The 26,258-nt window shown below is 61.3% G+C and carries 20 protein-coding genes; 7 read left to right on the top strand and 13 right to left on the bottom strand.

Annotation, left to right across the window (positions count from 1 at the left end):
• The first annotated feature begins 107 nt into the window (after positions 1-107).
• From RVY79_RS14350 to RVY79_RS14340, 3 genes are all read left to right on the top strand, one after another.
• The gene (locus RVY79_RS14350; RefSeq protein WP_317465039.1) at positions 108-764 is read left to right on the top strand and encodes a TrkA family potassium uptake protein; all 657 of its coding nucleotides are present in this window, start codon (positions 108-110) and stop codon (positions 762-764) included.
• 55 nt (positions 765-819) lie between these two features.
• Positions 820-2,181, top strand: a complete 1,362-nt coding sequence (locus RVY79_RS14345; RefSeq protein ID WP_317465038.1) for a TrkH family potassium uptake protein — start codon at positions 820-822, stop codon at positions 2,179-2,181.
• 93 nt (positions 2,182-2,274) lie between these two features.
• Positions 2,275-3,567 (top strand): arsenic transporter, encoded by a 1,293-nt coding sequence (locus RVY79_RS14340; protein WP_317465036.1) that lies wholly within the window; start codon positions 2,275-2,277, stop codon positions 3,565-3,567.
• A 16-nt stretch (positions 3,568-3,583) separates the two neighbouring features.
• On the opposite strand, the gene RVY79_RS14335 is transcribed toward RVY79_RS14340, so the two are convergent.
• Entirely contained in the window at positions 3,584-3,910 is a 327-nt protein-coding gene (locus tag RVY79_RS14335; RefSeq protein ID WP_317465034.1) for a metalloregulator ArsR/SmtB family transcription factor, read from the bottom strand.
• Between the two features lie 57 nt (positions 3,911-3,967).
• Between RVY79_RS14335 and arsH the strand changes: the two genes are divergently transcribed.
• The 4 genes from arsH (at position 3,968) to cfa (ending at position 8,390) form a co-directional block, all read left to right on the top strand.
• Complete coding sequence (gene arsH, locus RVY79_RS14330) at positions 3,968-4,678, top strand: arsenical resistance protein ArsH (protein WP_317465033.1); 711 nt, start codon at positions 3,968-3,970, stop codon at positions 4,676-4,678.
• A 67-nt stretch (positions 4,679-4,745) separates the two neighbouring features.
• Positions 4,746-5,774, top strand: a complete 1,029-nt coding sequence (locus RVY79_RS14325) for an ArsJ-associated glyceraldehyde-3-phosphate dehydrogenase (RefSeq protein WP_317465032.1) — start codon at positions 4,746-4,748, stop codon at positions 5,772-5,774.
• Between the two features lie 10 nt (positions 5,775-5,784).
• Positions 5,785-7,005, top strand: coding sequence for an organoarsenical effux MFS transporter ArsJ (gene arsJ, locus RVY79_RS14320; protein ID WP_317465031.1), 1,221 nt, complete (start codon positions 5,785-5,787; stop codon positions 7,003-7,005).
• A gap of 218 nt (positions 7,006-7,223) precedes the next feature.
• Positions 7,224-8,390, top strand: a complete 1,167-nt coding sequence (gene cfa, locus RVY79_RS14315) for a cyclopropane fatty acyl phospholipid synthase (protein WP_317465030.1) — start codon at positions 7,224-7,226, stop codon at positions 8,388-8,390.
• Positions 8,391-8,613: 223 nt separating this feature from the next.
• Here cfa and pstB read toward each other — a convergent pair whose 3' ends face one another.
• The 12 genes from pstB to RVY79_RS14255 all read right to left on the bottom strand — a co-directional run bounded on the left by pstB (position 8,614) and on the right by RVY79_RS14255 (position 26,202).
• Positions 8,614-9,396 carry a phosphate ABC transporter ATP-binding protein PstB gene (gene pstB / locus RVY79_RS14310; protein ID WP_317465077.1) on the bottom strand — a complete coding sequence of 261 codons (783 nt, stop codon included), beginning with the start codon at positions 9,394-9,396 and terminating at the stop codon, positions 8,614-8,616.
• Between the two features lie 141 nt (positions 9,397-9,537).
• Positions 9,538-10,704: a phosphate ABC transporter permease PstA gene (gene pstA / locus RVY79_RS14305; protein WP_317465029.1), complete on the bottom strand. Its 1,167-nt coding sequence runs from the start codon at positions 10,702-10,704 to the stop codon at positions 9,538-9,540.
• 17 nt (positions 10,705-10,721) lie between these two features.
• The gene (gene pstC, locus RVY79_RS14300; RefSeq protein WP_317465028.1) at positions 10,722-11,978 is read right to left on the bottom strand and encodes a phosphate ABC transporter permease subunit PstC; all 1,257 of its coding nucleotides are present in this window, start codon (positions 11,976-11,978) and stop codon (positions 10,722-10,724) included.
• A gap of 110 nt (positions 11,979-12,088) precedes the next feature.
• Positions 12,089-13,126, bottom strand: coding sequence for a PstS family phosphate ABC transporter substrate-binding protein (locus RVY79_RS14295; RefSeq protein ID WP_317465027.1), 1,038 nt, complete (start codon positions 13,124-13,126; stop codon positions 12,089-12,091).
• A gap of 164 nt (positions 13,127-13,290) precedes the next feature.
• Complete coding sequence (locus RVY79_RS14290) at positions 13,291-14,502, bottom strand: Bcr/CflA family multidrug efflux MFS transporter (protein WP_317465026.1); 1,212 nt, start codon at positions 14,500-14,502, stop codon at positions 13,291-13,293.
• Positions 14,503-14,719: 217 nt separating this feature from the next.
• On the bottom strand, positions 14,720-15,211 hold the full coding sequence (locus RVY79_RS14285; protein ID WP_317465024.1) for an STAS domain-containing protein: 492 nt from the start codon (positions 15,209-15,211) through the stop codon (positions 14,720-14,722).
• On the bottom strand, positions 15,204-16,343 hold the full coding sequence (locus tag RVY79_RS14280) for a PP2C family protein-serine/threonine phosphatase (protein WP_317465023.1): 1,140 nt from the start codon (positions 16,341-16,343) through the stop codon (positions 15,204-15,206). The genes RVY79_RS14285 and RVY79_RS14280 overlap by 8 nt, the downstream gene beginning before the upstream one ends.
• A gap of 14 nt (positions 16,344-16,357) precedes the next feature.
• Entirely contained in the window at positions 16,358-17,107 is a 750-nt protein-coding gene (locus RVY79_RS14275) for a VacJ family lipoprotein (protein ID WP_317465021.1), read from the bottom strand.
• Positions 17,107-18,249, bottom strand: coding sequence for a beta-ketoacyl-ACP synthase III (locus RVY79_RS14270; protein ID WP_317465020.1), 1,143 nt, complete (start codon positions 18,247-18,249; stop codon positions 17,107-17,109). The genes RVY79_RS14275 and RVY79_RS14270 overlap by 1 nt, the downstream gene beginning before the upstream one ends.
• Before the next feature lie 49 nt (positions 18,250-18,298).
• The gene (hrpA, locus tag RVY79_RS14265) at positions 18,299-22,282 is read right to left on the bottom strand and encodes an ATP-dependent RNA helicase HrpA (RefSeq protein ID WP_317465019.1); all 3,984 of its coding nucleotides are present in this window, start codon (positions 22,280-22,282) and stop codon (positions 18,299-18,301) included.
• An 82-nt stretch (positions 22,283-22,364) separates the two neighbouring features.
• Entirely contained in the window at positions 22,365-24,056 is a 1,692-nt protein-coding gene (locus tag RVY79_RS14260; protein ID WP_317465017.1) for an AMP-binding protein, read from the bottom strand.
• A 328-nt stretch (positions 24,057-24,384) separates the two neighbouring features.
• Complete coding sequence (locus RVY79_RS14255; RefSeq protein WP_317465016.1) at positions 24,385-26,202, bottom strand: vWA domain-containing protein; 1,818 nt, start codon at positions 26,200-26,202, stop codon at positions 24,385-24,387.
• Positions 26,203-26,258 lie beyond the last annotated feature (56 nt).

The raw sequence follows: 26,258 nt of genomic DNA, 5'->3' as shown, positions 1-26,258 counted from the left end.
GTTCCATACCATTATTGCGTGCGCTGGAGCCCAGCCCCGGCATATGCGAAGCTGGCAACGAAATGCCGCCTGCGCATGGCGGCAAAGGCGACAGTCAAGGAGGCCGCATGTCACGCCAACTTGCCATCCTCGGACTCGGCTATTTCGGCAGCACGGTCGCACGTGAACTCAAGCGCCATGACAATCAGGTGCTCGGCGTCGACCGCGACGAATCGCGCGTCGATGCGCTGGCCGAGCATCTCGATCACGCCGTGATCGCCGATATCACCGACGAAAAATCCCTCGCCGAGCTTTCCCTCGAGAATTACGACGCCGTACTCATTGATGTCGACGGTAACCTCGAAGCCAGCGTGATCTGCACAGTGCATGCCAAGGAACTCGGGGCACGCGAGATCTGGGCCAAGGCGCACTCCGACGCCCATTACAAACTGCTCGACCGCCTCGGCGCGGATCATATCGTCTACCCCGAATACGATAGCGGCATCCGCGTCGCCGAGAGCCTCAATTATCATGCCATGGTCGATTTCATTCGTCTCGGCGAACACGAATTCATCGTCGAAATCGAAACCACCGAGCGCCTCACCGAGCAATGCGACAGTGTTGCCACTCTGGGGATCGACGAACGCGAACTCCAGCTGGTGGCCATCAAGCGGGGCGAGGAGGTGATTCGCGCTCCAGGACACGACACCACCCTCACTCGTGGCGATCACCTCGTGCTGATGGGCGATCTCGCCGCCCTACGCGAGCTCGGCAACAAGCTATGATGGACGCATCACCTCACCGCGCCTGGGCGTTCGGCAACCGGGGAGAGCGCTGAGCATGCGTCTCTGGAAGCGTCTGACGCGTCCGTTCCGGCATGCGCCGCACGGGCGCATGCTGCGCCTCTCACCACCGGAATCCCTGCTGCTCGGTTTCACCCTGTTATGTTTATTGGGCAGCGGGCTATTGATGTTGCCTGGCACGGCAACGCAGCCAATCGCCTGGCAACAGGCGCTTTTCACGGCAACCTCGGCGGTCACCGTCACCGGCTTGACGGTGGTGGATACCAGCAGCTTCACGATCTTGGGCCAAAGCATCCTGTTGGTGCTGATCCAGATCGGCGGACTCGGCTTCATGACCTTCGGCGCCTTGACGTTGCTGTTGCTCGGCGCGCGCCTCCCCTTGCAGCAGCAAACGCTGGTGCGCGAGGCGCTCGGTGAAACCTCGTTCGGCGCGCTCTCGCAACTGGTACGCATGGTGGTCACCTTCGCCTTGGTGGTCGAAGCGCTGGGCACCGCGCTGCTGGCGCTGCACTGGGTTCCAGAACTCGGCTGGTCACGGGGGCTGTGGGCAAGCCTGTTTCATGCCGTCTCTGCGTTCAACAACGCCGGCTTCTCGTTGTGGCCCGACAGCCTGACGCGCGACGTTGGCACTCCCCTGGTGACGCTTGTCGTCAGCGGGCTTTTCATCGTCGGAGGTCTGGGGTTCGTGGTCATCAGTGATGTCCGCGAGAAACGCCACTGGGGCCGTTTCTCGATGCAAACCAAGGTGGTGCTTTGCGCCACCCTGGCCGTCAATCTCGTGGCCATGCTGGCGCTGGGGTATCTCGAGTGGCATAACCCCGCCACGTTGGGTGGATTGGAAAGTCTCGGCGACAAGCTTCAAGCCGCCTGGTTCCAGGCCGTGACACCACGCACGGCAGGCTTCAACAGCGTGGATACCACCGCCATGACCGATGCCTCGTCGCTGCTCACCATGCTGCTGATGTTCATCGGCGGCGGCGCAAGCTCCACCGCCAGCGGGATCAAGCTCACCACCTTCATCGTACTGATCCTGGTGGCCCGCGCCTTTCTACGCAGTACGCAACCCATGGCCTTCGGGCGCTCCATCTCTCAGCAGACCGTGATGAAAGCCATCGCTGTGGCACTCGCTGGGGTCGCACTGGTGTTCGTGACGCTGCTGGTGCTCACCATCACCGATAGCCGCCAGGCGTTTCTCGATCTGGCCTTCGAGAGCGTCTCGGCGTTCGGCACCGTGGGGCTGTCACGCGGCATCACCGAGGAGCTCTCGAGCCCCGGACAATGGATGCTGATCTTGACCATGCTGTTGGGGCGTGTCGGTCCGCTGTCATTGGGTTACTTCCTCGCTACGCGGCGCACGGGCGGCATGCGCTATGCCGAGGGCCATATCCAGATCGGTTGATGAGACGACACCGTCAGCATGTATGCTTGAAACATTTCGATAATTATTTAAATATAGAATCATCGCGATCCACTCATCCGCCTCGGACATCGCATGCTACTCGCGCTTCCCATTTTCATCGCCACGCTCGTTTTGGTCATCTGGCAGCCACGCGGTCTGGGCATTGGCTGGAGCGCAAGCGCCGGTGCCCTGATCGCCCTGCTCACCGGTGTCATCCACCTCGAGGACATCCCTGCGGTCTGGGAGATCGTCTGGAACGCGACCTTTACCTTCATTGCCATCATCATTACGAGCTTGCTGCTCGACGAAGCCGGCTTCTTCGAGTGGGCGGCATTGCATATCGGGCGCTGGGGCAACGGCCGAGGCCCTCGTTTGTTCGCCCTGGTGGTCCTGCTCGGCGCGCTGGTGGCAGCGGTCTTCGCCAACGACGGTGCCGCGCTGATTCTCACCCCCATCGTCTTCGAGATGCTCATTGCCCTGGGGTTCAGTGCCAGCGCCACCCTGGCCTTCGTCATGGCCGCCGGATTCATCGCCGATACCGCCAGCCTGCCGCTGGTGGTGTCCAACCTGGTCAATATCGTCTCGGCGGACTATTTCGATATCGGCTTCGGCGAATACGCCAAGGTGATGGTAGCGGTGGACGTCGTCTCGGTCCTGGCGTCGCTGGGCATGCTGTACCTGTTCTTCCGTCGCTCGATACCCGCCACCTACGCACTCGAGGAACTACGCGCACCCCACGAGGCGATCCGCGACCCGGCGGTATTCAAGGCCGGCTGGTGGGTACTAGGCCTACTGCTGATCGGCTTTTTCGTCGCCGAACCGTTGGGCGTACCGGTTTGCGTGATCGCCGCCATCGGTGCCCTGATCCTCTTCGTCATCGCCCAGCGCGGCCAGCATATCCGCACCCGCAAGGTGCTCCGTGAGGCGCCCTGGAACATCGTGGTGTTCTCGCTGGGCATGTACCTGGTGGTCTATGGGCTACGCAATGCCGGTCTCACCGACATGATCGCCGGCGGACTGGAGTGGCTAGGCGGGCACGGCCCATGGATCGCCACGCTGGGCACCGGCTTCATCGCCGCCGGGCTGTCCTCGGTGATGAACAACATGCCCACCGTGCTGGTCGTGGCGCTGTCGATCGACGCCAGCGACGTGGCCGATCTGACCCAGCGGGCGATGATCTACGCCAATGTCATCGGCAGCGATCTAGGCCCCAAGATCACCCCCATCGGTAGCCTTGCCACCCTGCTCTGGCTGCATGTGCTGGCACGCAAGGGCATGCAGATCAGTTGGGGCTACTACTTTCGGGTGGGCATCGTGCTCACCGTGCCGGTATTGACGATCACGCTGCTGGCGCTGGCCGCCTGGCTACAACTGCTCAACGCATAAAGCGGCAGGCCCGGGGTCAACAGCGCCCTGCGTCGTCAGGCAACCGGCACTGCTCGGGTTGGTCGTCACAACAATGTGCGGTCAGGTAATCCACCAGGCCACGCATGTGCGAGAAATCGGCACGGTAGTGCACATGGCGGCCGTGCGATTCGCCATGCACCAGGCCAGCATGGGACAGCTCTTTGAGATGAAAGGAGAGCGTCGAGGGCGATACTTCCAGCGCCTCGGCGATATCGCCGGCAAAGGCACCGTCGGGGCCGACACCGACCAGATAGCGGAAAATCGCCAGGCGCGTACGCTGCGCCAGCGCCGAGAGCGCCTTGAGCGCGTCGTTGGTTTCCATGATTGCACAACAATTGAAGTGACGTTGATCCCCGACTATCCCATACAGGAGGCCCCCATGCACGACCTTCCCAACCTCGAGGATGCGCACTTCGCGGCCCCCTCCGCCGAGCGCTTGTTCGATACGCCGCCCGGTACGCATGCGCCGCGCATCCTGCTGCTTTACGGGTCATTGCGCGAGCGCTCTTTCAGCCGCCTGGTCAGCGAGGAAGCCGCCCGCTTGCTGCGCGCCATGGGCGCCGACGTACGGTTATTCGATCCGCGCGATCTGCCGCTTCCCGACAGCGAAGATGCCACGCATCCCAAGGTACAGGAGCTTCGCGATCTGGCGCAGTGGTCGGAAGGCATGGTGTGGTGCTCGCCGGAACGTCACGGCGCGATGAGCGCCATCATGAAAGCACAAATCGATTGGATTCCGCTGGCACTCGGCGGCGTCCGCCCGACCCAGGGCAAGACCCTGGCGGTCATACAGATATGTGGCGGCTCGCAGTCCTTCAATACCGTCAATCAACTGCGCGTGCTCGGGCGCTGGATGCGTATGCTCACCATCCCCAATCAATCCTCGGTGCCCAAGGCATTCCTGGAGTTCGACGACGCAGACCGCATGCAACCCTCACCACTTTATGACCGCATCGTCGATGTCATGGAAGAGTTGATGAAGTTCACCCTGCTGGTGCGGGACCGCAGTGACTACCTGAGCGATCGCTATTCCGAACGTAAGGAAAGCGTCGAGCAAGTCTCGCAGCGGGTCAATCAACGCGCCATGTAGTCTTTCATCATGCTGACACACAATGACGTTACATTATTTTTATCATATATATTGAAAGGAGTACTCCATGGCACTGCGTATCGGCATCAACGGCTTCGGCCGCATCGGCCGCCTTACCCTGCGTGCCTTGTGGACTGCGCGTCAGACGCAGTCCCTGGCAATAGCGCGCATCAACGATCCCGGCGGCGATGCCGAGACATTCGCGCACTTGCTGGAATTCGATTCGGTTCATGGCCACTGGGCACCGGGCCAGGGCCTCGAGGCACGCGAAGACGCGCTGATCATCGACGGCGTGACCGTCCCCTTCAGCGCCAACCGGGGATTCGCGGACAGCGACTGGTCAGGGTGCGATGTGGTGATCGACGCCTCAGGCGTCGTCAAGAAGAGCGCGCAATTGTCGCCGTACTTCGAGCAGGGAGTGAAGCGCGTAGTGGTGTCCGCGCCGCTCAAGGACGAAGGCGTGCTCAACGTGATCATGGGTGTCAATGATGGCGCCTTCGATCCCGACACCCATCGCATCGTCACCGCCACGAGCTGCACCACCAACTGTCTCGCCCCGGCGGTCAAGGTCATCCACGAGACGTTCGGCATTCGCCACGGCTCGATGACCACGGTGCACGACATCACCAATACCCAGACGATCCTCGACGCACCGAGCTCTCCACAAAAGCCGGATCTGCGCCGCTCGCGGGCCTGCGGCATGAGCCTGATCCCCACCACCACCGGCTCGGCCAAGGCGATCACCGAGATATTTCCCGAGCTCGAGGGCAAGCTGAACGGCCATGCCGTGCGCGTACCGCTGGCCAACGCCTCGCTCACCGACATGGTCTTCGAGGTCGAGCGCGCCACCAGCGTCGAGGAAGTCAATGCCGCCCTGGAAAACGCCGCGAATGGTGAACTGGCCGGTATCCTGGGATTCGAGACCCGACCGCTGGTGTCCATCGATTACCGCACCGATCCGCGCAGCTCGATCATCGATGCGCCCTCGACGATGGTGATCAACCATACGCAGGTGAAGCTCTACGCCTGGTACGACAACGAATGGGGCTACGCCAATCGCACCGCCGAGCTCACCCTGAAAGTCGGTAACGCCTAGGACAATGATGATGACGGCCATCGAACGCTTACGCGCCCTTCCCTTCGAGATCCGCCAGTACCTGCTGGTGACGGGCAACTACTGGGCGTTCACGCTGACCGACGGCGCACTGCGCATGCTGGTGGTGCTGCACTTTCACCAGTTGGGCTACTCGCCGTTGGAGATCGCGCTGCTGTTCCTGTTCTACGAGGCCTTCGGCGTGGTCACCAACTTCGTCGGTGGCTGGCTCGGGGCGCGACTCGGACTGAATCGCACCATGAACCTGGGCCTGGGGCTGCAGTTGATCGCACTGGGCATGCTGCTGGTGCCGACGACGGCGTTGACCGTCCCTTGGGTGATGGCCGCCCAGGCGATATCCGGGATTGCCAAGGACCTCAACAAGATGAGCGCCAAGAGCGCCGTCAAGGTGCTGGTGCCTTCGGACAGTGCCAATGCTCAAGGGGCATTGTACCGCTGGGTGGCGATCCTTACCGGCTCCAAGAACGCCCTCAAGGGGGCCGGTTTCTTCCTTGGCGGGCTGCTGCTGACCCTGATCGGGTTCCAGGGCGCGATATTCGCCATGTGGCTGATGCTCATCGTCGTGCTGGGCCTGTCGCTATGGCGTTTACGCGCCGATCTTGGGCGCCAGAAAGCCAAGCCCAAGTTCCGCGAGGTGTTTTCCACGTCACGCGCGGTCAACGTGCTCGCCGCGGCTCGCCTATGCCTATTCGCGTCTCGCGATATCTGGTTCGTGGTGGCACTGCCGGTGTTCCTTTATGATCAGCATGACTGGAACTTCTGGAGCGTCGGCATCCTGATGGCCGTCTGGGTCATCGGCTACGGAGGCATTCAGACCCAGGCGCCGCGCATCACCCGATTGCTCCACGGCGATACGCGCACCATCACCGCCGGCTGGGCACTGGCGTTGGCCTTGCTACCGGCAGTGACCGCCCTGACGCCCTTGGATACCACCGTCCTGTGGCTAGTCATCGGCCTGCTCGCCTTCGGGGCGATCTTTGCCATCAATTCCAGTTGGCATAGCTACTTGATCGTGCGCTTCGCCCGCGCCGAGGGCGTGTCGATGGACGTCGGTTTCTACTATATGGCCAATGCCATGGGACGCCTCATCGGGACCATTCTGTCCGGCTGGATCTACCAGATGTACGGCCTGGCAGCATGCCTGTGGCTCTCAGCCGCCATGGTCCTGGCAAGCGCCCTGCTCGCGCTGGGCCTGCCGAGACAGCCCCAATGATCGGGCGTCAAAGTATCATGCATACAGGGCGTCGCTAAAACGCTTCTCGATGCCCACCGAATGGCCTTGTTTGCATTCCACCATCCATAAAAACTATCAGCTCGGTAGCGTGCAAACGGTGTCAATGGCGTATAATCTTCGTCTAGCCTAAAAGCAGAGCAAGAAAGCCCAATAAGCTTCCCCGCGAGCTGGAAGCATGAGCAAGAGGAAGATTAGCAGTGAACGCTCCACTCAAGGAAACCACCACTTCGACTCAGGCGCTTGAGCAGCACAAGAGCTATCGTTTCGTGGCCGACCTCCTGGCCCGCGCCGATATCCAGATCAATGGCTCGCGCCCCTGGGACATGCAGGTGCATTCAGCCGAGGTTTTCGACCGGGCGCTTGCCGAGGGCAATCTCGGGCTCGGCGAGACCTACATGGCCGGCCTGTGGGACGCCGAGCGCCTCGACCAGTTCTTTACTCGCCTGCTCCGCGCCGACATCGACAAGGCCGTGCAACCTTCCAAACTGGTGTTCCATGCTCTAAGGGCCAAGTTCACCAACCTGCAAAGCGTCAAACGTTCCTGGAAAGTCGGTGAGGCGCATTACGACCTGGGTAATGACTTCTACGCGACCATGCTCGACAAGCGGATGACCTATACCTGCGGGTATTGGCACGATGCCGAGACGCTGGACGCCGCCCAGGAAGCCAAGCTCGATCTGATCTGCCGCAAGCTAGATCTCAAACCCGGCATGCGTGTTCTGGATATCGGCTGCGGCTGGGGCAGTTTCATGGCCTATGCTGCCGAGCATTATGGGGTCGAGTGTGTCGGACTCACCATCTCGCGCGAGCAGGCCGACTACGGGAAATCCTTGATGAAGAAGGGGCTTCCCGTGGAATTTCGGCTTCAGGACTACCGCGATACCGACGAAGAGTTCGATGCCATCGTCAGTATCGGCATGTTCGAGCATGTCGGCCGCAAGAATCACCGCGAGTACATGGAAGTCGCCCATCGTTGCCTCAAGGAAGGCGGGCTCTTCCTGCTGCACACAATCGGCAAGAACGTTCGTGAGAGCACGCCGGATCCGTGGATCGATAAGTACATCTTCCCCAACGGCGACCTGCCTTCCATCGGCCAGATCGGTGATGCCGCAGGCGGGCTTTTCGTTACCGAAGACCTGCACAACTTCGGCGCCGACTACGACAAGACACTGATGGCCTGGTGGGAAAACTTCGAAGCGCACTGGCCGCAATTCAAGGCACGCTACGGCAACGAGTTCTACCGAATGTGGCGTTATTACCTGTTGTCGTGTGCCGCATCCTTCCGCGTGCGCGACATACAGCTGTGGCAATGGGTGCTCGCCAAGCCCGGCGTACCCGGCGGCTATTCTCGCATCACGAATTGATCATTCAACTCACCGGAAAGGAAGCGTAGTGGGTTATCGACGCATCATCCTGCAACATTACGGCATTCTGGCGATCGGCTTTCTTCTTGCCTGGGGGCCCCTGACACTGGACTATGCAATCTTGAAATGCATCGATTGCGCGCAGTGAACTTGAGCACCTTGTTTCTCGTCGCAAAAAAGGGCGCCGCAGCGCCCCAGGGAATATCGTCGGGAGGCTTCGTCATCAACCATAGCGGCCGGTGATATAGTCCTCTGCTTTTTTGGTATGCGGGTTGGAAAACATCTGCTTGGTGGCGTTGTACTCGATCATATCACCAAGATGAAAGAACGCCGTGTAATCCGCCACGCGTGCTGCCTGCTGCATGTTGTGGGTCACGGTGACGATGGTGAAGTCTTTCTTGAGCTTATCCATCAAGTCTTCAATCGTGGCCGTGGAGATGGGATCAAGCGCCGAGGTCGGCTCATCCATCAGAATGATGTCGGGTTGCACGGCAATTGCACGCGCGATACATAGGCGCTGCTGCTGCCCACCGGAAAGCGAGGTTCCCGGCTCGTATAGCTTGTCTTTGACCTCGTTCCATAGACCCGCATCGCGCAACGCACGCTCCACCAGTTCATCCTGGTCGGCCTTGCGGCTGACCATGTCGTGCATGCGCGGCGCATACGCGACGTTTTCATAGATCGACTTGGGAAACGGATTGGGCTTCTGGAACACCATGCCCACGCGTCGGCGCAGGGCCACTTCATCCATGCCCCGGGCATTGACGTCGCGGCCATCCATTTCCACCAACCCCTTGATCCTCACCGTACTGATCAAATCGTTCATGCGGTTCAGGCAGCGCAGAAAGGTGGACTTCCCGCACCCCGAAGGACCGATCAATGCAGTGACGGTATTGGCGAATATATCGATGCTGATGTCATTCAATGCCTGATGTTCGCCGTACCACAGATTGAGGTCGCGCACCCGCACGCTCAAATTTTCCTCGACGTTTTCGTTACGCGTCACCGGTTGTCCCTTGTCGGGTGTCGGCGCATCGCTGTATTGCTCACGCGCACCACCCTCCGACGTCATGGGCGGCTCTTGCTGGGTCTGAAAGTCTTGCAAAGTCGTATCGTTCATGGCGAATGATGTCCTGTCAGGAGTCGCTTACCAGCGGCGTTCGAATTTGTTGCGCAGCCAGACAGCGAGAGCATTGAGGAAGATCAGCACTGCCAGAAGCACCAGTATCCCACCCGCCGTCTTTTCGGCGAAGGCGCTATCGGGCTCGCTGGCCCAGGTAAAGATCTGCGCCGGCATCACGGTCGAGGCATCCGTCAAGGTCATCGAGGCTTCCGGAATGAACGCCACCATGCCCACCAGAATCAACGGCGCGGTTTCGCCCATAGCCTGCGCCAGGCCGATGATCGAGCCCGTCAGAATGCCCGGCAGCGACACCGGCAGCACGTGATCGCGCACCACCTGCCAGCGTGAACACCCCACGCCGAATGCCGCATGGCGAATGCTGTCCGGCACGCTGCGCAGCGCCGCACGTGTCGAGATAATGATCACCGGCAGCGTCATCAGCGCCAGAGTCAAACCGCCCACCAGAGGTGATGAACGCGGTACGCCGAAGAAGCCAATGTAGATCGCCAGACCCAGCAGACCAAACAGAATGGAGGGAACGGCCGCCAAGTTATTGATATTGATCTCGACTATCTGGGTCAACTTATTGTCGGGGGCGAATTCCTCTAGATACACGGCGGTCATGACCCCGATGGGAAAACATACCGACATGGTGACCAGCATGGTCATCAATGTGCCGATTGCCGCAGCGGCGATACCCGCCAACTCCGGCATCTTGGAGTCACCCGCAGTGAAGAACCGGGTGTTGAATTTCAGTTCCGCGCGTCCCTGACGGACCAGCCTGTCGACCACTTCCCTCGCTTCGGCGCTGAGCTCGCTCTTGTTGCCCTGAAGGTACTGATCGACCGGGCTATCGGCAATCACCCACTGGGTTTTTGTGGTGCCCATCAACTCAGGATTGCTTTCCATACGCTGTGGCAGGGTGCGGAATACGCCGCGTGACACCAGCGGGCGTACTGTCTCGTTCACGGCAGCCAAGGGGATTTCCTTGGACTGCTCGTTATACGTAATGTCCACTTTTATCTGGGCCTGCTGAAACGCCGGCCAGCCACGCACGACCATGTCGGAAATGAAGAACACCAGAAACACCGCCGCCAGGATCAAGGCGCCCATGGTCATCCACTTCATGCGCGCCGAACGCCGGTGGCGCTTCTTGAGCTGCGCGGAAATTTCTTCGAACGATTGACTCATGCTCTCGACCTATCGAATTACAGGTTGTTGACGCGGTATTTCTCGCGGAAGCGGCGAATCATGATCACCGAGACGATATTCAGCGTCAGCGTCACGATGAACAGCACCAGCCCCAAGGCAAAGGCCGAGAGCGTCTGGGCACTGCCGAACTCTTGATCGCCTGTTAACGCCGCGACGATACTCACTGTCACCGTGGTCATGTCCTCCAGCGGATTCGCGGTCAGGTTGGGGCGCATGCCGGCCGCCATGACCACGATCATGGTTTCCCCTAGGGCACGGGAGACGGCCAGCAGCGAGGCGGAAATGATCCCCGGTGCCGCCGCCGGCACCACCACGTTGCGGACCATCTCGCCCTTGGTGATGCCCAATGCCAGGGCGCCTTCACGCAGGCTGCTGGGTACCGAGTTGATGACGTCGTCGGAAAGCGAGGAAATGAACGGGATGATCATGATGCCCATCACCAGCCCCGGTGCCAGGGCATTGGAATACGAAGCCTCGAGCCCAAAAAGCCCGGCGATGTCCACCACCAGCGGCGCCACGGTCAAGGCCGCAAACACGCCATAAACGACGGTCGGTATCCCCGCCAGCACCTCCAGAACCGGCTTGGCGGCCTGGCGCACCCTGGCGGGCGCGAACTCGACCATGTACACGGCAGCGCCTAGTCCAACGGGAATCGCCACCAGCATGGCGATCAAGGTGATCATGAAGGTGCCGGCAAACAGCGGGACGGACCCGAACTGTGCGGCGCTGCCTCCATCTTCTCCACGTCCGGCGGAGGAAAGAAAGCTTGCCCCGGGATTCCAGGTCGTGCCGGTGATGAAGTCCCAGAAACTATGCAGTTGGAAGAAGCGCAGCGCTTCGCCGACGATGGAGATGAGAATGCCCAGCGTAGTGAGGATCGAAATCGCCGCCGCCGCCGCCAGCAGCTTGCGGATCACACTTTCGATGGCGCGCCGGGCATGGAAATCGGGACGCACCTGGTTCAAACCCAGCACCAAGCCAATGGCCGCGATGACCAGGCTTGCTGCCAACAAATAAAGCAAGGGGATATCAGCACCCATCAAGAGCAGCACGAACGCCCCCAGGGCACTGATCAGCAGCGCCGGCCCGGCGGTGGTAAGCACCGCGAACCAGCCATATTGATCCGGCTGTGCGTACATCGAGGTACCCGTCGCGCGTACCCGCGTGGCTTTCGCCCGGCTCAGAACAAAGGCCACCCCGCCGAGCCCCACGAGGACTGCACAAAACAGCAGGAAGACGATATTCGTCGACATATCGATCTCTCGGAAAAACATTCTCCCATGGAGGTTTTTATCTCCTTGGGCCCATCAAACAAATGAGCCGGCAGCTAAGCTGCCGGCCATTCCGGCGATCTGCACGAGCGTTACTTCAGATCGCTAAGCTTCAGCGTCTCGCGGTTGGCAAGATCTTCACGCTGCTCTTCGCGCAGTTTTTCCGGCAGCGGAATCAGCCCCAATCCCTTGAGGTAGCCCATCGGGCCGATCATCTTCTCGCTCAAGAAGAGATTGGCGTAAGGATACATCGCCGGCACGCTGTCGGCATGCTGGTTCTTGACATAGAAGAACAGCGAGCGGGCCACCGGGTATTTGCCAGAGCCGATCGCCTCGGGCTTGGGCTCCACGCCGCCGATGCTCGCGGCCATCAGAATGTCCTGGTTTTCCTCGAGGAAGGAGTAACCGAAGATACCGAACGCCGTGGTGTTTTCCTGGATGCGCTGGACGATCAGGTTATCGTTCTCACCGGCATCGATGTAGGCACCGTCCTGACGAATATCGGTATAGCCTTCACCGCCGTATGCCTCCATGTTCTCAGAGGCGTGTTCCATCACCAGTTCTTCGAAGGCATCGCGTGTACCGGACGTGGTCGGCGGACCATATACTTCGATCTCGCGATCCGGCAGCGACGGGTCGATATCGCTCCACTTCTCGTAGGGGTTGTCGACGAGTTTGCCGTCCTGGGGCACTTTCGCCGCCAGCGCCAGGAATATCTGCTTGCGCGTCAGGTTGATCGGCTCATGGCCTTCGGACGTTTCAGCCAACACGATACCGTCATAACCGATCTTGGCCTCGGTAATGTCGGTGACGCCATTCTCCTGGCAACGCTTGAATTCGGAGATCTTGATGCGACGCGACGCGTTGGTGATATCCGGCGTATCAATTCCCGGACCTTCACAGAACAATTTGAGACCGCCACCCGATCCCGTGGACTCGATGACGGGCGTCTGGTAGTCGGTGGTCGCACCGAATTCCTCGACGACATAGCTGGCGAACGGATAGACGGTACTGGAACCGACGATACGTAGCTGCTGGCGCTCCTGAGCCTGGGCGACACCCGCGACGCTCATCACGGCGGCAGCCAGCGCAGTGGTCTTCAAGACACGGCTCTTGAGTATACGGTTCATGCGGGTAACTCCTGTCGATGAGAGTGTTCAACCTTCGCGACACCTAAGATGCCCGACAAAAATGACAGCTTCATGACAGGAGATGACGAATATCACATCAGCAGTACTCGACAGCTCAACGAACGCAAACGCTGCGCTTATTCGCGGATTTCAGGAGACACCGCCTAACGCTGGGAAGCCACTTGCGTTTCCGCCCCCAGCGCTCGACCGGCCAGCAAGCGCACACCGATATTGCCCAGCAGCGAGGCGCCGAGCATGGTCAACACCGTCGGCCAGGCACTGGCGATTTCGAAGGCCCCTACCAGCATGCCGGCGAACGCACCACTGGAAAATTGCAGGCACCCTTGCAAAGCCGTCGCCGTGGCGCTCATCTTCGGGAAGTGATCCAGCATCGACGACATCGCGTTGGGCGCGATCAGCCCCTGCATTCCCACGAAGACGACCATCAGCGGCGCCACGCTGTAGATCGAATCCAGACCAGAGAGGATCAGCGCCACCAGCGCCACACCGGCACACAGCTGTATGCCCAGCCCGACGACGAGGTTCTGCTGCGGCGTGCGGGTCTTCAAGAGATGAATATTGAGTCGGTTCGAGGAGGCCATGACGATGATGTTGGCCCCAAACACGAACGGATAGACGGCCGCCGATAATCCGTAATGCTCCATGTACAGATAAGGCGAGCCAGTAATGAACGCGAACATGCCCGCGAATGACATCGACACCGCACAGATATATCCCATCGCCTCACGATGACGAAGCACGCTGAGATAATTGCCCAGCACTTGGCGCGGTGACGGCGCGTCGGGATCGCGCCCGTGGGTCTCGGGCAGCCGTGTGCCCAGGAAGAACAACAGAAATGCCGCGTACAGGGCCAGGAACAGGAAAATCGACTGCCAGTTGAAAATCCCCAGTAGCACGCTTCCCACCGTGGGCGCCACGAGCGGCGCCAGCATCAGGATCATCGCCATGGTCGACATCACCTTGGCGGCCTCGCGCCCGCTGAAGCAATCACGCACGATGGCCGCCGAATTGACCACACAGGCGCCGCCGCCCAACGCCTGAATGAAGCGCAATCCCCACAGCGTCTCCAGCGACGAAACCTGCATGATCCCCAGGCTGGCAAGCAGGAACACGACCAGGCCGGTCAGCAGCACCGGGCGCCGACCCAAGCGGTCTGACAAGGGGCCACAGATCAGTTGCCCGATAGCGAACCCGAACAGGAACACGCTCAGCGACAGTTCGGTATGGTGAACACTGGCATTCACTGCCTCGGCGAGCGTGGGTATGGCAGGCAAGTAGGCATCGATGGCAAAAGGTGCCAGGGCGGTGTTGGCCGCTACCAGCAATGCCAATCGCCGCGCATTGAGTTGAGTCACGACATCTCCCGAAAACATACGTCGACGCATCACCCCGAACGGGACGATACGCAATCATGAAGAAGGCTAACCGCTAGTGCGCTCATCATAGCCGATAACGGGCTCACTGGGGACCGAGCATGAGCGTCGGTAACTGAAGCCGGTGACGGGATGTCCCGGCAATGACATCATGGAACGGTCGTGCCAATCGTGCGTCAGCGTGCGCCTTGGAAAAATCCTAGTCGGATTTCTGCTCCTCGAGCAGATCGACCAAGGGCTGGAACTCATCGCGATTGTGATCGCTCATGCGCATGAGGATACGGTGGGCTTCGAGGATGCGTTGCTGCATGTCATGCGCGTCGGCACTCACCTGCGGCAACTCGTCGAGGCTCGCCGGCTCGGTGAGCGGTGCCTCGAGCAGCGTGAAATACCGCGAGAACCCCATGACATCGAGCATACGACGCACGTCGGGATGCTCGGCGACGATGGTCGGCGGTTGCTCGAGCCGCCCCTCGACGGCCATGGCCACCTTGGCCAGAAAACCCAACGCCGTGGAGTCGACATTGGTCGCCTCGCGCAGGTCGATCATCACCGCCACCAGGCCCGGACTGTCGGCCACGCGCTGGGCCTGCTGATCAAGCGTCGCACATAACGTCAGACGCACGTCACCACTGAGCTTGAGTACGAATACACCAGCGTCGAACGCCGCCTGAATACGCCCTTCATGCATGGTCGAATCCACTCAATGTCATCATGGTGAGATCATCCGGCAATTCATCGCCCAGCACGAGTTCGTCTTTCAACGCATCTACCGACGTGCATGAGGCAATCCTGTGTTTCAACGCCTTGAGACGCTGATCGAGCGTATCGCCTTCCAGGCATTCGAGAATGCCGTCGGAGCATAGCCACAAACGAAAACGTTCCGGCAGTGAACAACCATAGGTGGGGAACTCGACATGGGGAAACAACCCCACGGGCGGCCCCTCGCCCGAGAGCACGCTGATTTCGTGACCTGCTTGCAAGAAAGGCATCGGCATCTGCGCGCCGAGCGAATAGTGGAGATAGTGTTGCTCATGGTCAAGCACACCGGCAAACACCGTGGCATGCTTGCCGATCCCCGTCTCCAAAAGCTCCCGATTGAGTTCCGTAAGGCACCGCGCGGGGAATGTCTCGGCCTCCTGCGACCGCCACTGCGTCAGCCAACGGTTGCTGAGATACTTGAGCAGCACGGTCACGAACGCTGATGACGCCCCGTGTCCTGAGACATCGACGAAATAAAAGAAACTATAGCGCGCATCACAGCGTTGAAAGTCGAGAAAGTCGCCCGACAAATAAAGAGACGGCGCTAGCCAGTAATCGGCCCTCACGCCATGCAGGGTTATCGGGCTGGCGGGCAGCAGCTTGCGTTGGATCTGCCAACCGGCCTGCTGGTCGAGCCGCAACATGGCCAAATGGGTTTTTAGGCTTTCATTGAGCTCGGCCAGGCGTTGGCGGTCGCGAGCATGCTCTTGGCTCAGCCGGTGATGCTCGATGGAACGCTCGATCAGACGACGCAGAATATCGCCATGCCCCTCCGGCTCGACCAGGTAATCGACCAACCCAGCGTCGACGGCCTGCAGCAGATCGCCATCGAGACGCGTTTCACTGATCACGATGGTCGGCCAGCGCGCGGCCAACGCAGCCCAGTCACCGCGTTCGACCGCACGCACATGGGCGACCACCAAGGCCACATCATCGGGTAACGCGTCGGCGGACGTCGCCGCCAATACGGCAAAGCGCCCGCTTCCAATGAGACGCGCCAGTGCATCGCGCGATGCGCCGGGCGTATCGAGTAGACCGATCAGAGTACGTGCGTTGGCCATGTGGGGTCTCGAGATCAATCGGCGAAGGCGTCTTCGTCGTATTCGAAATCATCGCCGAAATCACCGCTGGCAAAGGGGTCTCTGCCCGTCTCGCCATCGTTGACCTCGTAGCGCCGGTGCTGAAGATACGCGTCACGAATGAAACTATAACGGTCGCCGCGAATCAGCTTCTCGCGGTCGAGAAGTCCCGCTCGCGTATCGATGAGATCAAGGAAGCGCAAGCCATAGCGCACCGAATCTTCTTCGACATAGGTCACCGGGTCGGTATACCAATCCACGGGGAGCCCCGAGGTATGGCGTAATGTCCGTCCCCCGAGGACTGGCAACACCACGTAAGGGCCTTCCGCGACTCCCCAGGTAGCCAACGTCTGGCCAAAATCTTCTTCACGCTCGACGAGGCCCATGCGCGAGGCTGGGTCGAGGAACCCACCGATGCCGAGAATGGAATTGATCACGAAACGCCCGGACGCCACGCCGGCGTTGACCCACTTCCACTGCAATACGCTATTGACCGTGGTTCCGATCTCACCAAGATTGCTGAAGAAATTGCCCACCCCGGTTTGAACCGGCTCGGGGGCCACATAGTCATATCCTTGGGCGATGGGTTTCAACGCATAGCGATCCAAGGTGTCGTTGAAAGCGAACACCTTGCGGTTGTAACTCTCCCAAGGATCGTCGGGATTGGCATCCACCTGGCCCTGCGTCGCGCAGCCGCTCACCGCCGCTACCATGCATACCACGGCCAGCCACTTGGTCGTTTTCATCAAGCTTGCACCTTACGTAATAATATATTGCCCGCACTGTAGCCCGCCCCGAACGAACAGACCACCCCGATATCGCCCACGGCCAGGTCGTGGCGATGCAGATGGAAGGCGATGATCGAGCCGGCGGAGCTGGTGTTGGCATAGCGGTCGAGAATCACCGGCGCTTCACCTTCGCTAGGGGCATGGCCCAGCACGCGCCGTGCGATCAAGTCGTTCATGTGGCGATTGGCCTGATGCAGCCACAGCCGCTCGAGATCGTCGGGCACCACATTCTCCGCTTCGAGATGCACGCCGATCAACTCGACGACCAGCGGGCATACTTCCTTGAACACCTGGCGCCCTTCCTGGACGAACAGCTTGTCGGCCACGAACGCCGGCTCGGCATCGACCCCGTGCTCGGTGACCCGGTCGAGAAAGCCGAAATTATTGCGGATCGCGTTCGAGAAACGCGTCACCAGGCGCGTACTGATGATCTCGAAACGCTCCGCGGCACGCGCCACGTCATCGGCCTCCACCACCACCGCCGTGCACGCATCGCCGAAGATGAAGTGACTGTCGCGGTCGCGGAAGTTGAGATGCGCCGAGCAAATCTCCGGGCTCACTACCAAGACGCGCCTGGCGCTGCCAGCACGGATCGCATTGTTGGCCACATCGATGGCGAAGGTCGCACTGGAACACGCGACATTCATGTCGAAGGCATGTCCGCCGGCACCTAACGCCGCCTGCAGCTCCACGGCAATGGCCGGATACGCCCGCTGCAGGTTGGAGCACGCCACGATCACCATATCCAGGGCATCGGGCGTGACCTGGGCATTGGACAGCGCCTGGCGCGCCGCTTCCAGGCCCATCTCGGCCTGTACGCAGAGCTCGTCATTGGCACGTGGGGCCAACTGCGGACGCATGCGATCAGGATCGAGGATACCCGCCGCCTCGACCACATAGCGACTGTGGATTCCCGAGGCCTTGACGATGAACTCGCTGCTCGAGTGCTCGAGCGGTTCGCGGTGTCCGTCACGAATCGCCTCGTGGTGGCGCGCGTTCTCGCGCTCCACCCAAGTGTTGAACGAGGCCACCAACGTGGCGTTGTCGATGGCATTGGGCGGTGTATAGAGCCCCGTTCCGGTGATGACCGCGTGCGTCATGAGCGTACTCCCAGGTGCGCTTGTCGTATAGTCGTTAGGATTCGCGGTGTCACTGCTGACGCCCCGTCAGTTCCGCCCAGCGACGCTCGAGGCGCTTGACCGACACCGGCGCCAGAGTGCCGAGTTGCTGAGCGAACAACGACACGCGCAATTCTTCAAGCCACCAGCCGAACTCGATGAAATGCGGGTCGCGGCGTCCCTCGCGCTGGTCGGCTTCGCGCCGCGCGTGCAAGCGCTCCTCGAATTCGTGTACCTGATGCATTGCCGCCTGATCGCGATTGCGTTCACGCGGCGCCTTCTCGAGCCGGATCAGAGCCGCCTGCATGTAGCGCGGATACTGCTCGAGCCAGGCCTCGGCGTCGCTGACGAAGCCGGGATACACCAGGCGCCCCATCTGGGCTTTCAAATCACTGTAGACCAAGGCCAGGGACAAATTGAGGTTACCCTTGAGTGCCTTGGTCACCTCGAGATGCCCTTCCAGAGCCTTCTGGAGAGTCGCAACCAGGGATTCGGCATGGGCGACGAGTTCGCCCCGCGTGGCCTCGATGCGCGCCTCGAGGGCGTCGCGATCGCGCGGCAACGGGTCCACGGCGACCACCTGCAGGAAGACCGCTTCGATCAGGTCGTCGACGAGTTGTTGCTTGCTACCCACCTTGGCGAACAGCAGCGCACAACGGTCCACGCCCTTGAGCTCGCGGGCGAGGTAGCGCACCTGCTCGGGCAGACGCAGCATCGCCGCGCGCTTGACCCCGTGGCGGTGCGCCGCGTGCGCCTTGTTCGGATGATCGAACGATTCGATGGCCAGGCTATCGCCCTGATCGACCAACGCCGGATAGGCCTCGACGCGAATCCCCGCCTGCTGGGTGGAACGCGATTCGGGAATCGCTTGCGTCGGCAGCTCGGCAAGCGCCTCGGCCGTCGGCCCGCTCGCCGCCAGCGCCTTGGCGCCCTGGCTCGCCGCCTCGTCGAAACGCTGCTTGAGGGCGCCCAGGTCGCGTCCTTCGCCGAGCACCTTGCCATCGTGGTCGACCACCCGCAGGTTCATGACCAGATGTGCCTCGAGGGCCTCGGTATGCCAGTCATCAGGGCCCAGGCGCACGCCGGTACGTCGGCGCAGGAACTCGCCCAGCGCCTCGGTCAGCGGGCGCTCATCGGGCACCAGTGTCGCCAGGGCGGCATCCACCCAATCGGGTATCGGCACCACCTGCCGGCGAATCGCCTTGGGCAGCGTCTTGAGCAGCGCGATGCACTTCTCGCGCAAGAGCCCCGGCACCAGCCATTCGAGGCGTCCTTCAGGGAGTTGCGACAGCATCGCCGCCGGCACCGTCAAGGTCACGCCGTCGTCGGGTTGCCTGGGTGCGAAATGATAGCTGAGCGGGTAACGCACACCGTTGTGCACCAGCACATCGGGATAGGCCTCCTGCGTGATCTCTTCGGCGTCGCGCGCCATCAGCGTGTCGCGGTCGAGCTTGAGCACCTCGGGGGCCTCGCGCTCGGCTTGCTTGCGCCAGCGCTCGAAACTGCGGGCACCGGCGACGTCCGCCGGCAAGCGCGCATCGTAGAAAGCGAACAGCGTCTCCTCGTCGACCAGGATATCGCGCTTGCGGGCACGGTCCTCGAGTTCCTCGACGTCGTCGATCAAGGCGCGATTGTGCTGGAAAAAATCGGCCTGGCTGCGATACTCACCCTCCACCAGGGCGCGGCGAATGAATATCTCGCGCGCCTCCGCTGGCGCCACCTTGGCATAATCGACGCGTCGTCCGGTCACGATCGGCAGACCGAACAACGTGACCTGCTCGAAGGCCACCACCTGACCGCGTTTCATTTCCCAATGCGGCTCGCTGTGGCTGCGCTTGATCAGATGCTCGGCCATGGGCTCTACCCAGGCCGGCTGTATGCGCGCCACGTCACGCGCATATAGCCTCGAGGTTTCCACCAGCTCGCCGGCCATGACCCATTTGGGCGTCTTCTTGGCTAGTCCCGAGCCGGGATGAATCATGAACTTGCGATTGCGCGCGCCCAGATACTCGCGATTTTCCTGCAGCGTCCCCAGGTGCGAGAGCAACCCCGAGAGCAGCGCCTTGTGCAGGCGTTCGCCGTCGACACGCGGATGCGCCGTCGCGGGGGCGTCTTCCTTCGGCGGCAGTACCGCGCTGGAGGACTCGAGCCCCATGTCGCGGGTCAATTGCTTGAGCTGGCGAAAAGTATCGTGCCACTCGCGCAAGCGCAGATAACTCAGATAGTTGTCGCGACACCAGCGCCGCAGTTGGTTGCCGGACAAGGTCTCGCGGGCATGCTCGACGCCATGCCAAAGATTCAGCCAGGCCATGAAGTCGGACTCGGAATCCTGCCACTGGCGATGTTGCTGATCGGCGGCCTGACGCTTGTCGGCCGGGCGGTCGCGCGGATCCTGAGCGGCCAGCGCGCTGACCACGATCAAGGTTTCGCGCAGGCTGCCCTGCTCGGCACCGGCCAGCACCATGCGCGCCAGGCGGGGATCGATGGGCAAGCGGGCCAGGCGCCGTCCCAGCTCGCTCAGGCGATTGTCGGCTCCCACGGCCCCCAGCTCATAGAGCAGACGATACCCGTCCTTGACGAAGCGCGAGTCCGGCACGTCGACGAAGGGAAACGCTTCGATGTCGCCAAGCTTGAGTGCGAGCATCGACAGGATCACCGAGGCCAGATTGGTGCGTTGAATCTCGGGCTCGGTGTAGGTCGGCCGTGCCCGGAAATCCTCCTCGCTATAGAGGCGAATACACACGCCCTCGCTGATACGTCCGCAGCGCCCCTTGCGCTGATCGGCGCTGGCTTGGCTGACCGGCTCGATAGGCAGGCGCTGGACCTTGGCGCGGTAGCTGTAGCGGCTCATGCGCACCAGGCCGGGGTCGATGACATAACGAATGCCCGGCACGGTCAACGAGGTTTCGGCGACGTTGGTGGCCAGCACGATGCGCCGCCCGGCGTGCGACTGGAACACGCGGTTCTGCTCGGCGTTGGAAAGGCGCGCATAGAGCGGCAGGATCTCGGTGCCCCGGAGATCGGCATGCCGCAGGGTATCCGCCGTCTCGCGGATTTCACGCTCACCGGGCAGAAAGATCAATACGTCGCGCGGCCCGCTGAACCAGCGTCGCTCGCGCTCGATGGACTCGATCTCTTCCACCGCATGCAGGATGCCTTCTTGCAGGGAGCGGTCTTCCTCGTCGTCGGCATCGCGCACCAGCGGCCGATAGAACACGTCCACCGGGTAGGTGCGCCCCGAGACCTCGACCACCGGCGCCGGCTTGCCTTCACGCCCGAAGTGTTGGCTGAAACGCTCGACGTCGATGGTCGCCGAGGTAATGATGATCTTGAGATCCGGACGCCGTTCGGTCAGACGCTTGAGATAACCGAGCAGGAAGTCGATGTTGAGACTGCGCTCGTGGGCCTCGTCGATGATGATCGCATCGTAGCGCATCAGATCCGGGTCGTTCTGCGTCTCGGCGAGCAGGATGCCGTCGGTCATCAGCTTGACCAGCGTGCGCTCATCGGTCTGGTCGGTGAAGCGCACCTGATAGCCGACCTGCGCCCCCAGCGGTACTTCCAGTTCTTCGGCGAGGCGCGTGGCGACGGTGCGTGCCGCCAGACGCCGTGGCTGCGTATGGCCGATCAGGCCGCGCCGCCCCAGTCCCAGCTCGAGACACAGCTTGGGTAGCTGGGTGGTCTTGCCCGAGCCGGTTTCCCCGGCCACCACGACGATCTGGTGTTCGTCGAGCGCCGCCAGCAGGTCGTCGCGCCGCTCGGCCACGGGTAGATGCTCGGGATAGCGCAGCGTCAACGGCTGGGCACGCCGCGCCGCCAAGGCCTCTCGCGAGCGCGCCAGACGCGTTTCGATCTCGCGCAGCGAACGGTCGATGGGTTTGCCGCCGCGCGCGCGTCCTGCCAGCTTGTCGAGACGCCGCCCCTGATCGTGGGCATCGCGCAACAGGCAGTCGTCAAGTTGCGAGCGCAAGTGCGCCAGTTGATCGCGGGAATCGCTCGTCGGTGTCGTGCTCAAGGGCGCCTCATGAAATCAGCAAAACGGCTCGCCTCCACGGGAAGGCGAGCCGTCAATTGTAACGCCAAGGCCGACCTCGCGCCTATGTTGCCCCATCACCCGGCGTCGATTCTTTGCCATCCTGGCCGTCGCGCAGCTCACGGCGCAGTACCTTGCCGACGTTGGTCTTGGGCAGCTCATCACGAAACTCGATGAGTTTGGGCACCTTGTAGGCGGAGAGTTCCTGCTTGCACCAGGTGCGCAACGTTTCGGCATCCAACGCCTCGTTACGACTCACCACGAAGAGTTTGATCGCCTCGCCGGTGGCATCGTCGGGCACCCCGATGGCAGCAACCTCGATCACGTCCTCGTGCGTGGCCACCACGTCCTCGACCTCGTTGGGATAGACGTTGAAGCCGGAGACGATGATCATGTCCTTCTTGCGGTCGACGATGCGCACGTAATCGTCGTCCTGAATCACGGCGATATCGCCGGTGCGGATCCAGCCCTCGGCGTCCAGCGTCTTGGCGGTATCCTCGGGGCGATTCCAATAGCCCTTCATCACCTGCGGGCCCTGAACGCACAGCTCGCCGGGCTCGCCCCGCGCAACCTCTTCGCCTTCGGGGCCGATCACCTTGATCGAGGTGCCGGGCACCGGCTTGCCGATGGTGCCCAGTTGAATACCATCCGGTGGATTGACGCACACGATGGGCGAGGTCTCGGTCATGCCGTAGCCTTCCAGGATCGCGCAGCCCGTGACTTCTTCCCAACGTTTCGCGGCGGCCTTGGTCAGCGCCATGCCTCCGGAAATGGTCAGCTTGAGACGCGAAAAATCCAGGGCGCGGAAGTCTTCGCGCTGGCAGAGCGCGTTGAATAACGTATTGAGCCCCACGAAACCGGTGTACTCGGTTTTGCGCAGCGTCTTGATGAAGCCGTCGATATCACGCGGGTTGGGAATCAGCACGGTGTGGTTGCCGGTGACCATGGTGAACAGGCAATTCACCGTGAACGTATAGATATGATAGACGGGCAGCGGTGCAATGATCGTCTCGCGCCCTTCCTCGATCAGCCCGGCGATCATCTGACGCGTCTGCAGCATGTTGGCGATCAGGTTGCGGTGCGTGAGCATGGTGCCCTTGGCCACGCCGGTAGTACCGCCGGTGTACTGCAGCACGGCCACGTCATCGGCCTGGCATATGGCCGCTTCACTCGACAGCCCTCGCCCGCGCGTCAAGGCATCGCGAAAACGTGTCGCCTCGGGCAATGTGTAACGCGGCACCATCTTCTTGACGTGCTTGACCACGGCATTGATCAACGCCCGTTTAGGGAAGTCATGCATGTCGCCGAGTTCGGTCACCAGCACGTGGCGAATCGCCGTGCGCGGCAGTATCCGCTCGAGCTTGTCGGCCATGTTGGCGAGAATCAGGATCGCCTTGACGTCGGCATCCTGAAATTGATGCGCCATCTCGCGCTCGGTATACAGCGGGTTGGTATTGACCACCATCAGCCCGGCGCGCATGGCGCCGAAAATCGCCACGGGAAATTGCAGCACATTGGGCAACTGGATGGCGATGCGATCTCCCGGCACCAGGTCGGTTTCCTCGCTTAGCCAGGCGGCGAAATCCCGCGAGAGGCGTTCGAGCTCCGCATAACTCAGCGTTTGCTCCATGCAGGTGAACGCCGGCTTGTCGGCGAAGCGTCCGCAGCTGTGGACGAACACCTCGTTGACCGAGGCGAATTCCTCCATTCCTTCGAGAGGCGGACCGGAAACGACCGGCGAGGTGGCGTGACTCATCGTATATCTCCGCTGACCGGGTCGACTTCAGAGTGCCGACATTTATTATTGAATCTCGAGCCTGGGTCATGCCGAAAAAACACAGGCTTTCCGCAAGATAGCGCGACACCGGCTACGACACCAGCCGGTTCGGCACGCGCAATGCAACATCGTTCGACATCTTTTAGACAACATTATTGATGTTGCCGTTTCCGTTATAACAGGCCAGCAGGAATTAAAACAGCCGATTGAAACTAACGTTTAACGTCGATTGCCCGTACGCTGTCGCAAGAATCGGAAGACAAAAAAGCCCCGGCAATCATGCCGAGGCTCTGAATCTTGCCGATGATTATACCTGCGGGTCGCGCCGCCGCCGATGACGACGCCGTCTTGAGCGACGACGCAGCCCACCTATGAGCACCAGCGACAATAGAAGCGCGGCGAACACCGCCCAGGTCGTGGGACGCTTGGCGTAGGGTTCGACATGCGGCCGCAGCGCCTGCCACTCATCGCCGGCCTTATCCCATAGCGCGCCGGCCAGGGCGGTCAAATTGCCCTCTTCGCGCGCATCACTTTCATCCTCTTGGGCGGCGACAGCATCGCCGCCCGGCAACGTCTCGGCACGCGCGCCCCCGCCATTGACATCGGCGCCGGAAACCCCGATACGCGCCTCGGGGTTGAGACGTAGTGCAGGCAAGGCAATGGACCAAGTGCGTCCATCGAGCGTCACCGTCATGTCGAGATTCAATGGTACCGATTGATCGGGATCGACTTCCGGCAGCGCGACTTGCCACGTCCATTCTCCATCCGGCACCACGTCGAGCGTTTCGCCCAACAAGCTCGCCGAGATCTGCGTATTGTCGACGTTCAAACGCGGATGCTGCGCCTCCAGCGTGACCTGCGTGGCATCGCCGTTAAGCGTCGTGATCACGGGAGGGACGACGTTGACGCCCTGCACACGCTCACGCGTCCAGGCATCACTATCGGCGTTGAGCACCAGGCGGGCGTTGCCTGCCTCCTCGGGTGCCTGCAGCGTGCCCGTGAAGTGGCCGTCGTCCTCGGCCTTCAGAGACGTGGATGCCCGCGTTTCGTCATCGAGTCCACGCAATTCACCACGCACACGGATACCAGCCGGTAACGCATCACCTGTGAGCGTCTCGCCCTCGCGGGATAGCCAAACGTCGAGGGGCACACCGAAGCCCAGATACAGGGTCGGCGGCAAGGTATCACTGCGCAATTGCAACGGCGATTCGATGCTCACGCGGCTATCGCGCCCCACCGGCCCCTCGATATGCCACTCCCCCACCTGCGGCTCAGGCACGCGGATCAAGTCATAACGCGGATTGCTCTGCCAAAGCATGTCATCGGGGTGATCGTCACGCGTGTAACGCTCACCGTCAGGGCCCACCAGCGCGATCTCGGGCGCACCTTCTTCGTGAAATAGCAGCGCATTGAAGCCCTCGACCTCGTCGTCGACCTCGAAACTGCCCTCCTTGATCGGCAACTGATCGCGGGGCACGATGCGCTCGAGCACATCGAGAAACGCCCGCAGCAATGCTTCGGGAGTTTCGGCCACCGCCGCCAGGCCACCCGTGATCTGGGATACCCGTTCGAGCAACTCGCGATCCACATTCGGCGAGAGCGCAATGGTGTGCACCACCACGCCACGCGACGCCAGTTCGGGCGCCAGCGACGCTATCAAGGCCTCACGCGAGGCCGCATCACGCGTGCGTTTTTCCTCCCCGCTCCCGGGCAGGTCGACCATGCCATCGGTCAGCAAGATGACATGACGCTTACCGCCTGTTGTCTGGCTTACTTCACGCAGCGCTTGCTCGATATCCGTGAACTGCTGATAGTCGATCAGTTGCGGCGCCAGCGACCGAGCACGCCGCCGCCAATCGGAGTCGATCTTGCCGCCAGGCAACGGATTTTGCACCCGGGAACCAAACGTCCACACCGAACCGCGCGCCTGCGAAGGCAACAACGTCGCCGCCAACTTCAATGCCGAAGCACGCAAGTTATTGGGATCATTGGCTTTCATGCTTCCCGAGACGTCGAAAATCATGCGGACATCCGGCGTCTGGGAGGCGCTGGTGTCCTGTGCCCAACTCAGCGACGCAAGTCCCCCACCGACACACAGCACCAACAACGCGAACAGCGCTCGCATGACCCTTCCTTCTTCTTTATAAAACCAAACTCATGTGAGGCGCATAACGGCCGAAC

Source organism: Chromohalobacter sp. HP20-39 (assembly GCF_033052815.1).
Lineage (GTDB): Bacteria > Pseudomonadota > Gammaproteobacteria > Pseudomonadales > Halomonadaceae > Chromohalobacter.
This window is presented reverse-complemented; position numbering and strand designations above follow the sequence as displayed.

Coding starts and splice junctions, on each gene's coding strand:
- RVY79_RS14280 (WP_317465023.1), bottom strand. CDS start 16,343: ATGGCCAACGCACGTACTCTGATCGGTCTACTCGATACGCCCGGCGCA.
- RVY79_RS14255 (WP_317465016.1), bottom strand. CDS start 26,202: ATGCGAGCGCTGTTCGCGTTGTTGGTGCTGTGTGTCGGTGGGGGACTT.
- RVY79_RS14270 (WP_317465020.1), bottom strand. CDS start 18,249: ATGACGCACGCGGTCATCACCGGAACGGGGCTCTATACACCGCCCAAT.
- RVY79_RS14345 (WP_317465038.1), top strand. CDS start 820: ATGCGTCTCTGGAAGCGTCTGACGCGTCCGTTCCGGCATGCGCCGCAC.
- RVY79_RS14350 (WP_317465039.1), top strand. CDS start 108: ATGTCACGCCAACTTGCCATCCTCGGACTCGGCTATTTCGGCAGCACG.
- pstA (WP_317465029.1), bottom strand. CDS start 10,704: ATGAGTCAATCGTTCGAAGAAATTTCCGCGCAGCTCAAGAAGCGCCAC.
- pstC (WP_317465028.1), bottom strand. CDS start 11,978: ATGTCGACGAATATCGTCTTCCTGCTGTTTTGTGCAGTCCTCGTGGGG.
- RVY79_RS14285 (WP_317465024.1), bottom strand. CDS start 15,211: ATGCATGAAGGGCGTATTCAGGCGGCGTTCGACGCTGGTGTATTCGTA.
- RVY79_RS14325 (WP_317465032.1), top strand. CDS start 4,746: ATGGCACTGCGTATCGGCATCAACGGCTTCGGCCGCATCGGCCGCCTT.
- RVY79_RS14260 (WP_317465017.1), bottom strand. CDS start 24,056: ATGAGTCACGCCACCTCGCCGGTCGTTTCCGGTCCGCCTCTCGAAGGA.
- RVY79_RS14335 (WP_317465034.1), bottom strand. CDS start 3,910: ATGGAAACCAACGACGCGCTCAAGGCGCTCTCGGCGCTGGCGCAGCGT.
- RVY79_RS14340 (WP_317465036.1), top strand. CDS start 2,275: ATGCTACTCGCGCTTCCCATTTTCATCGCCACGCTCGTTTTGGTCATC.
- arsJ (WP_317465031.1), top strand. CDS start 5,785: ATGACGGCCATCGAACGCTTACGCGCCCTTCCCTTCGAGATCCGCCAG.
- arsH (WP_317465033.1), top strand. CDS start 3,968: ATGCACGACCTTCCCAACCTCGAGGATGCGCACTTCGCGGCCCCCTCC.
- RVY79_RS14295 (WP_317465027.1), bottom strand. CDS start 13,126: ATGAACCGTATACTCAAGAGCCGTGTCTTGAAGACCACTGCGCTGGCT.
- RVY79_RS14275 (WP_317465021.1), bottom strand. CDS start 17,107: ATGAAAACGACCAAGTGGCTGGCCGTGGTATGCATGGTAGCGGCGGTG.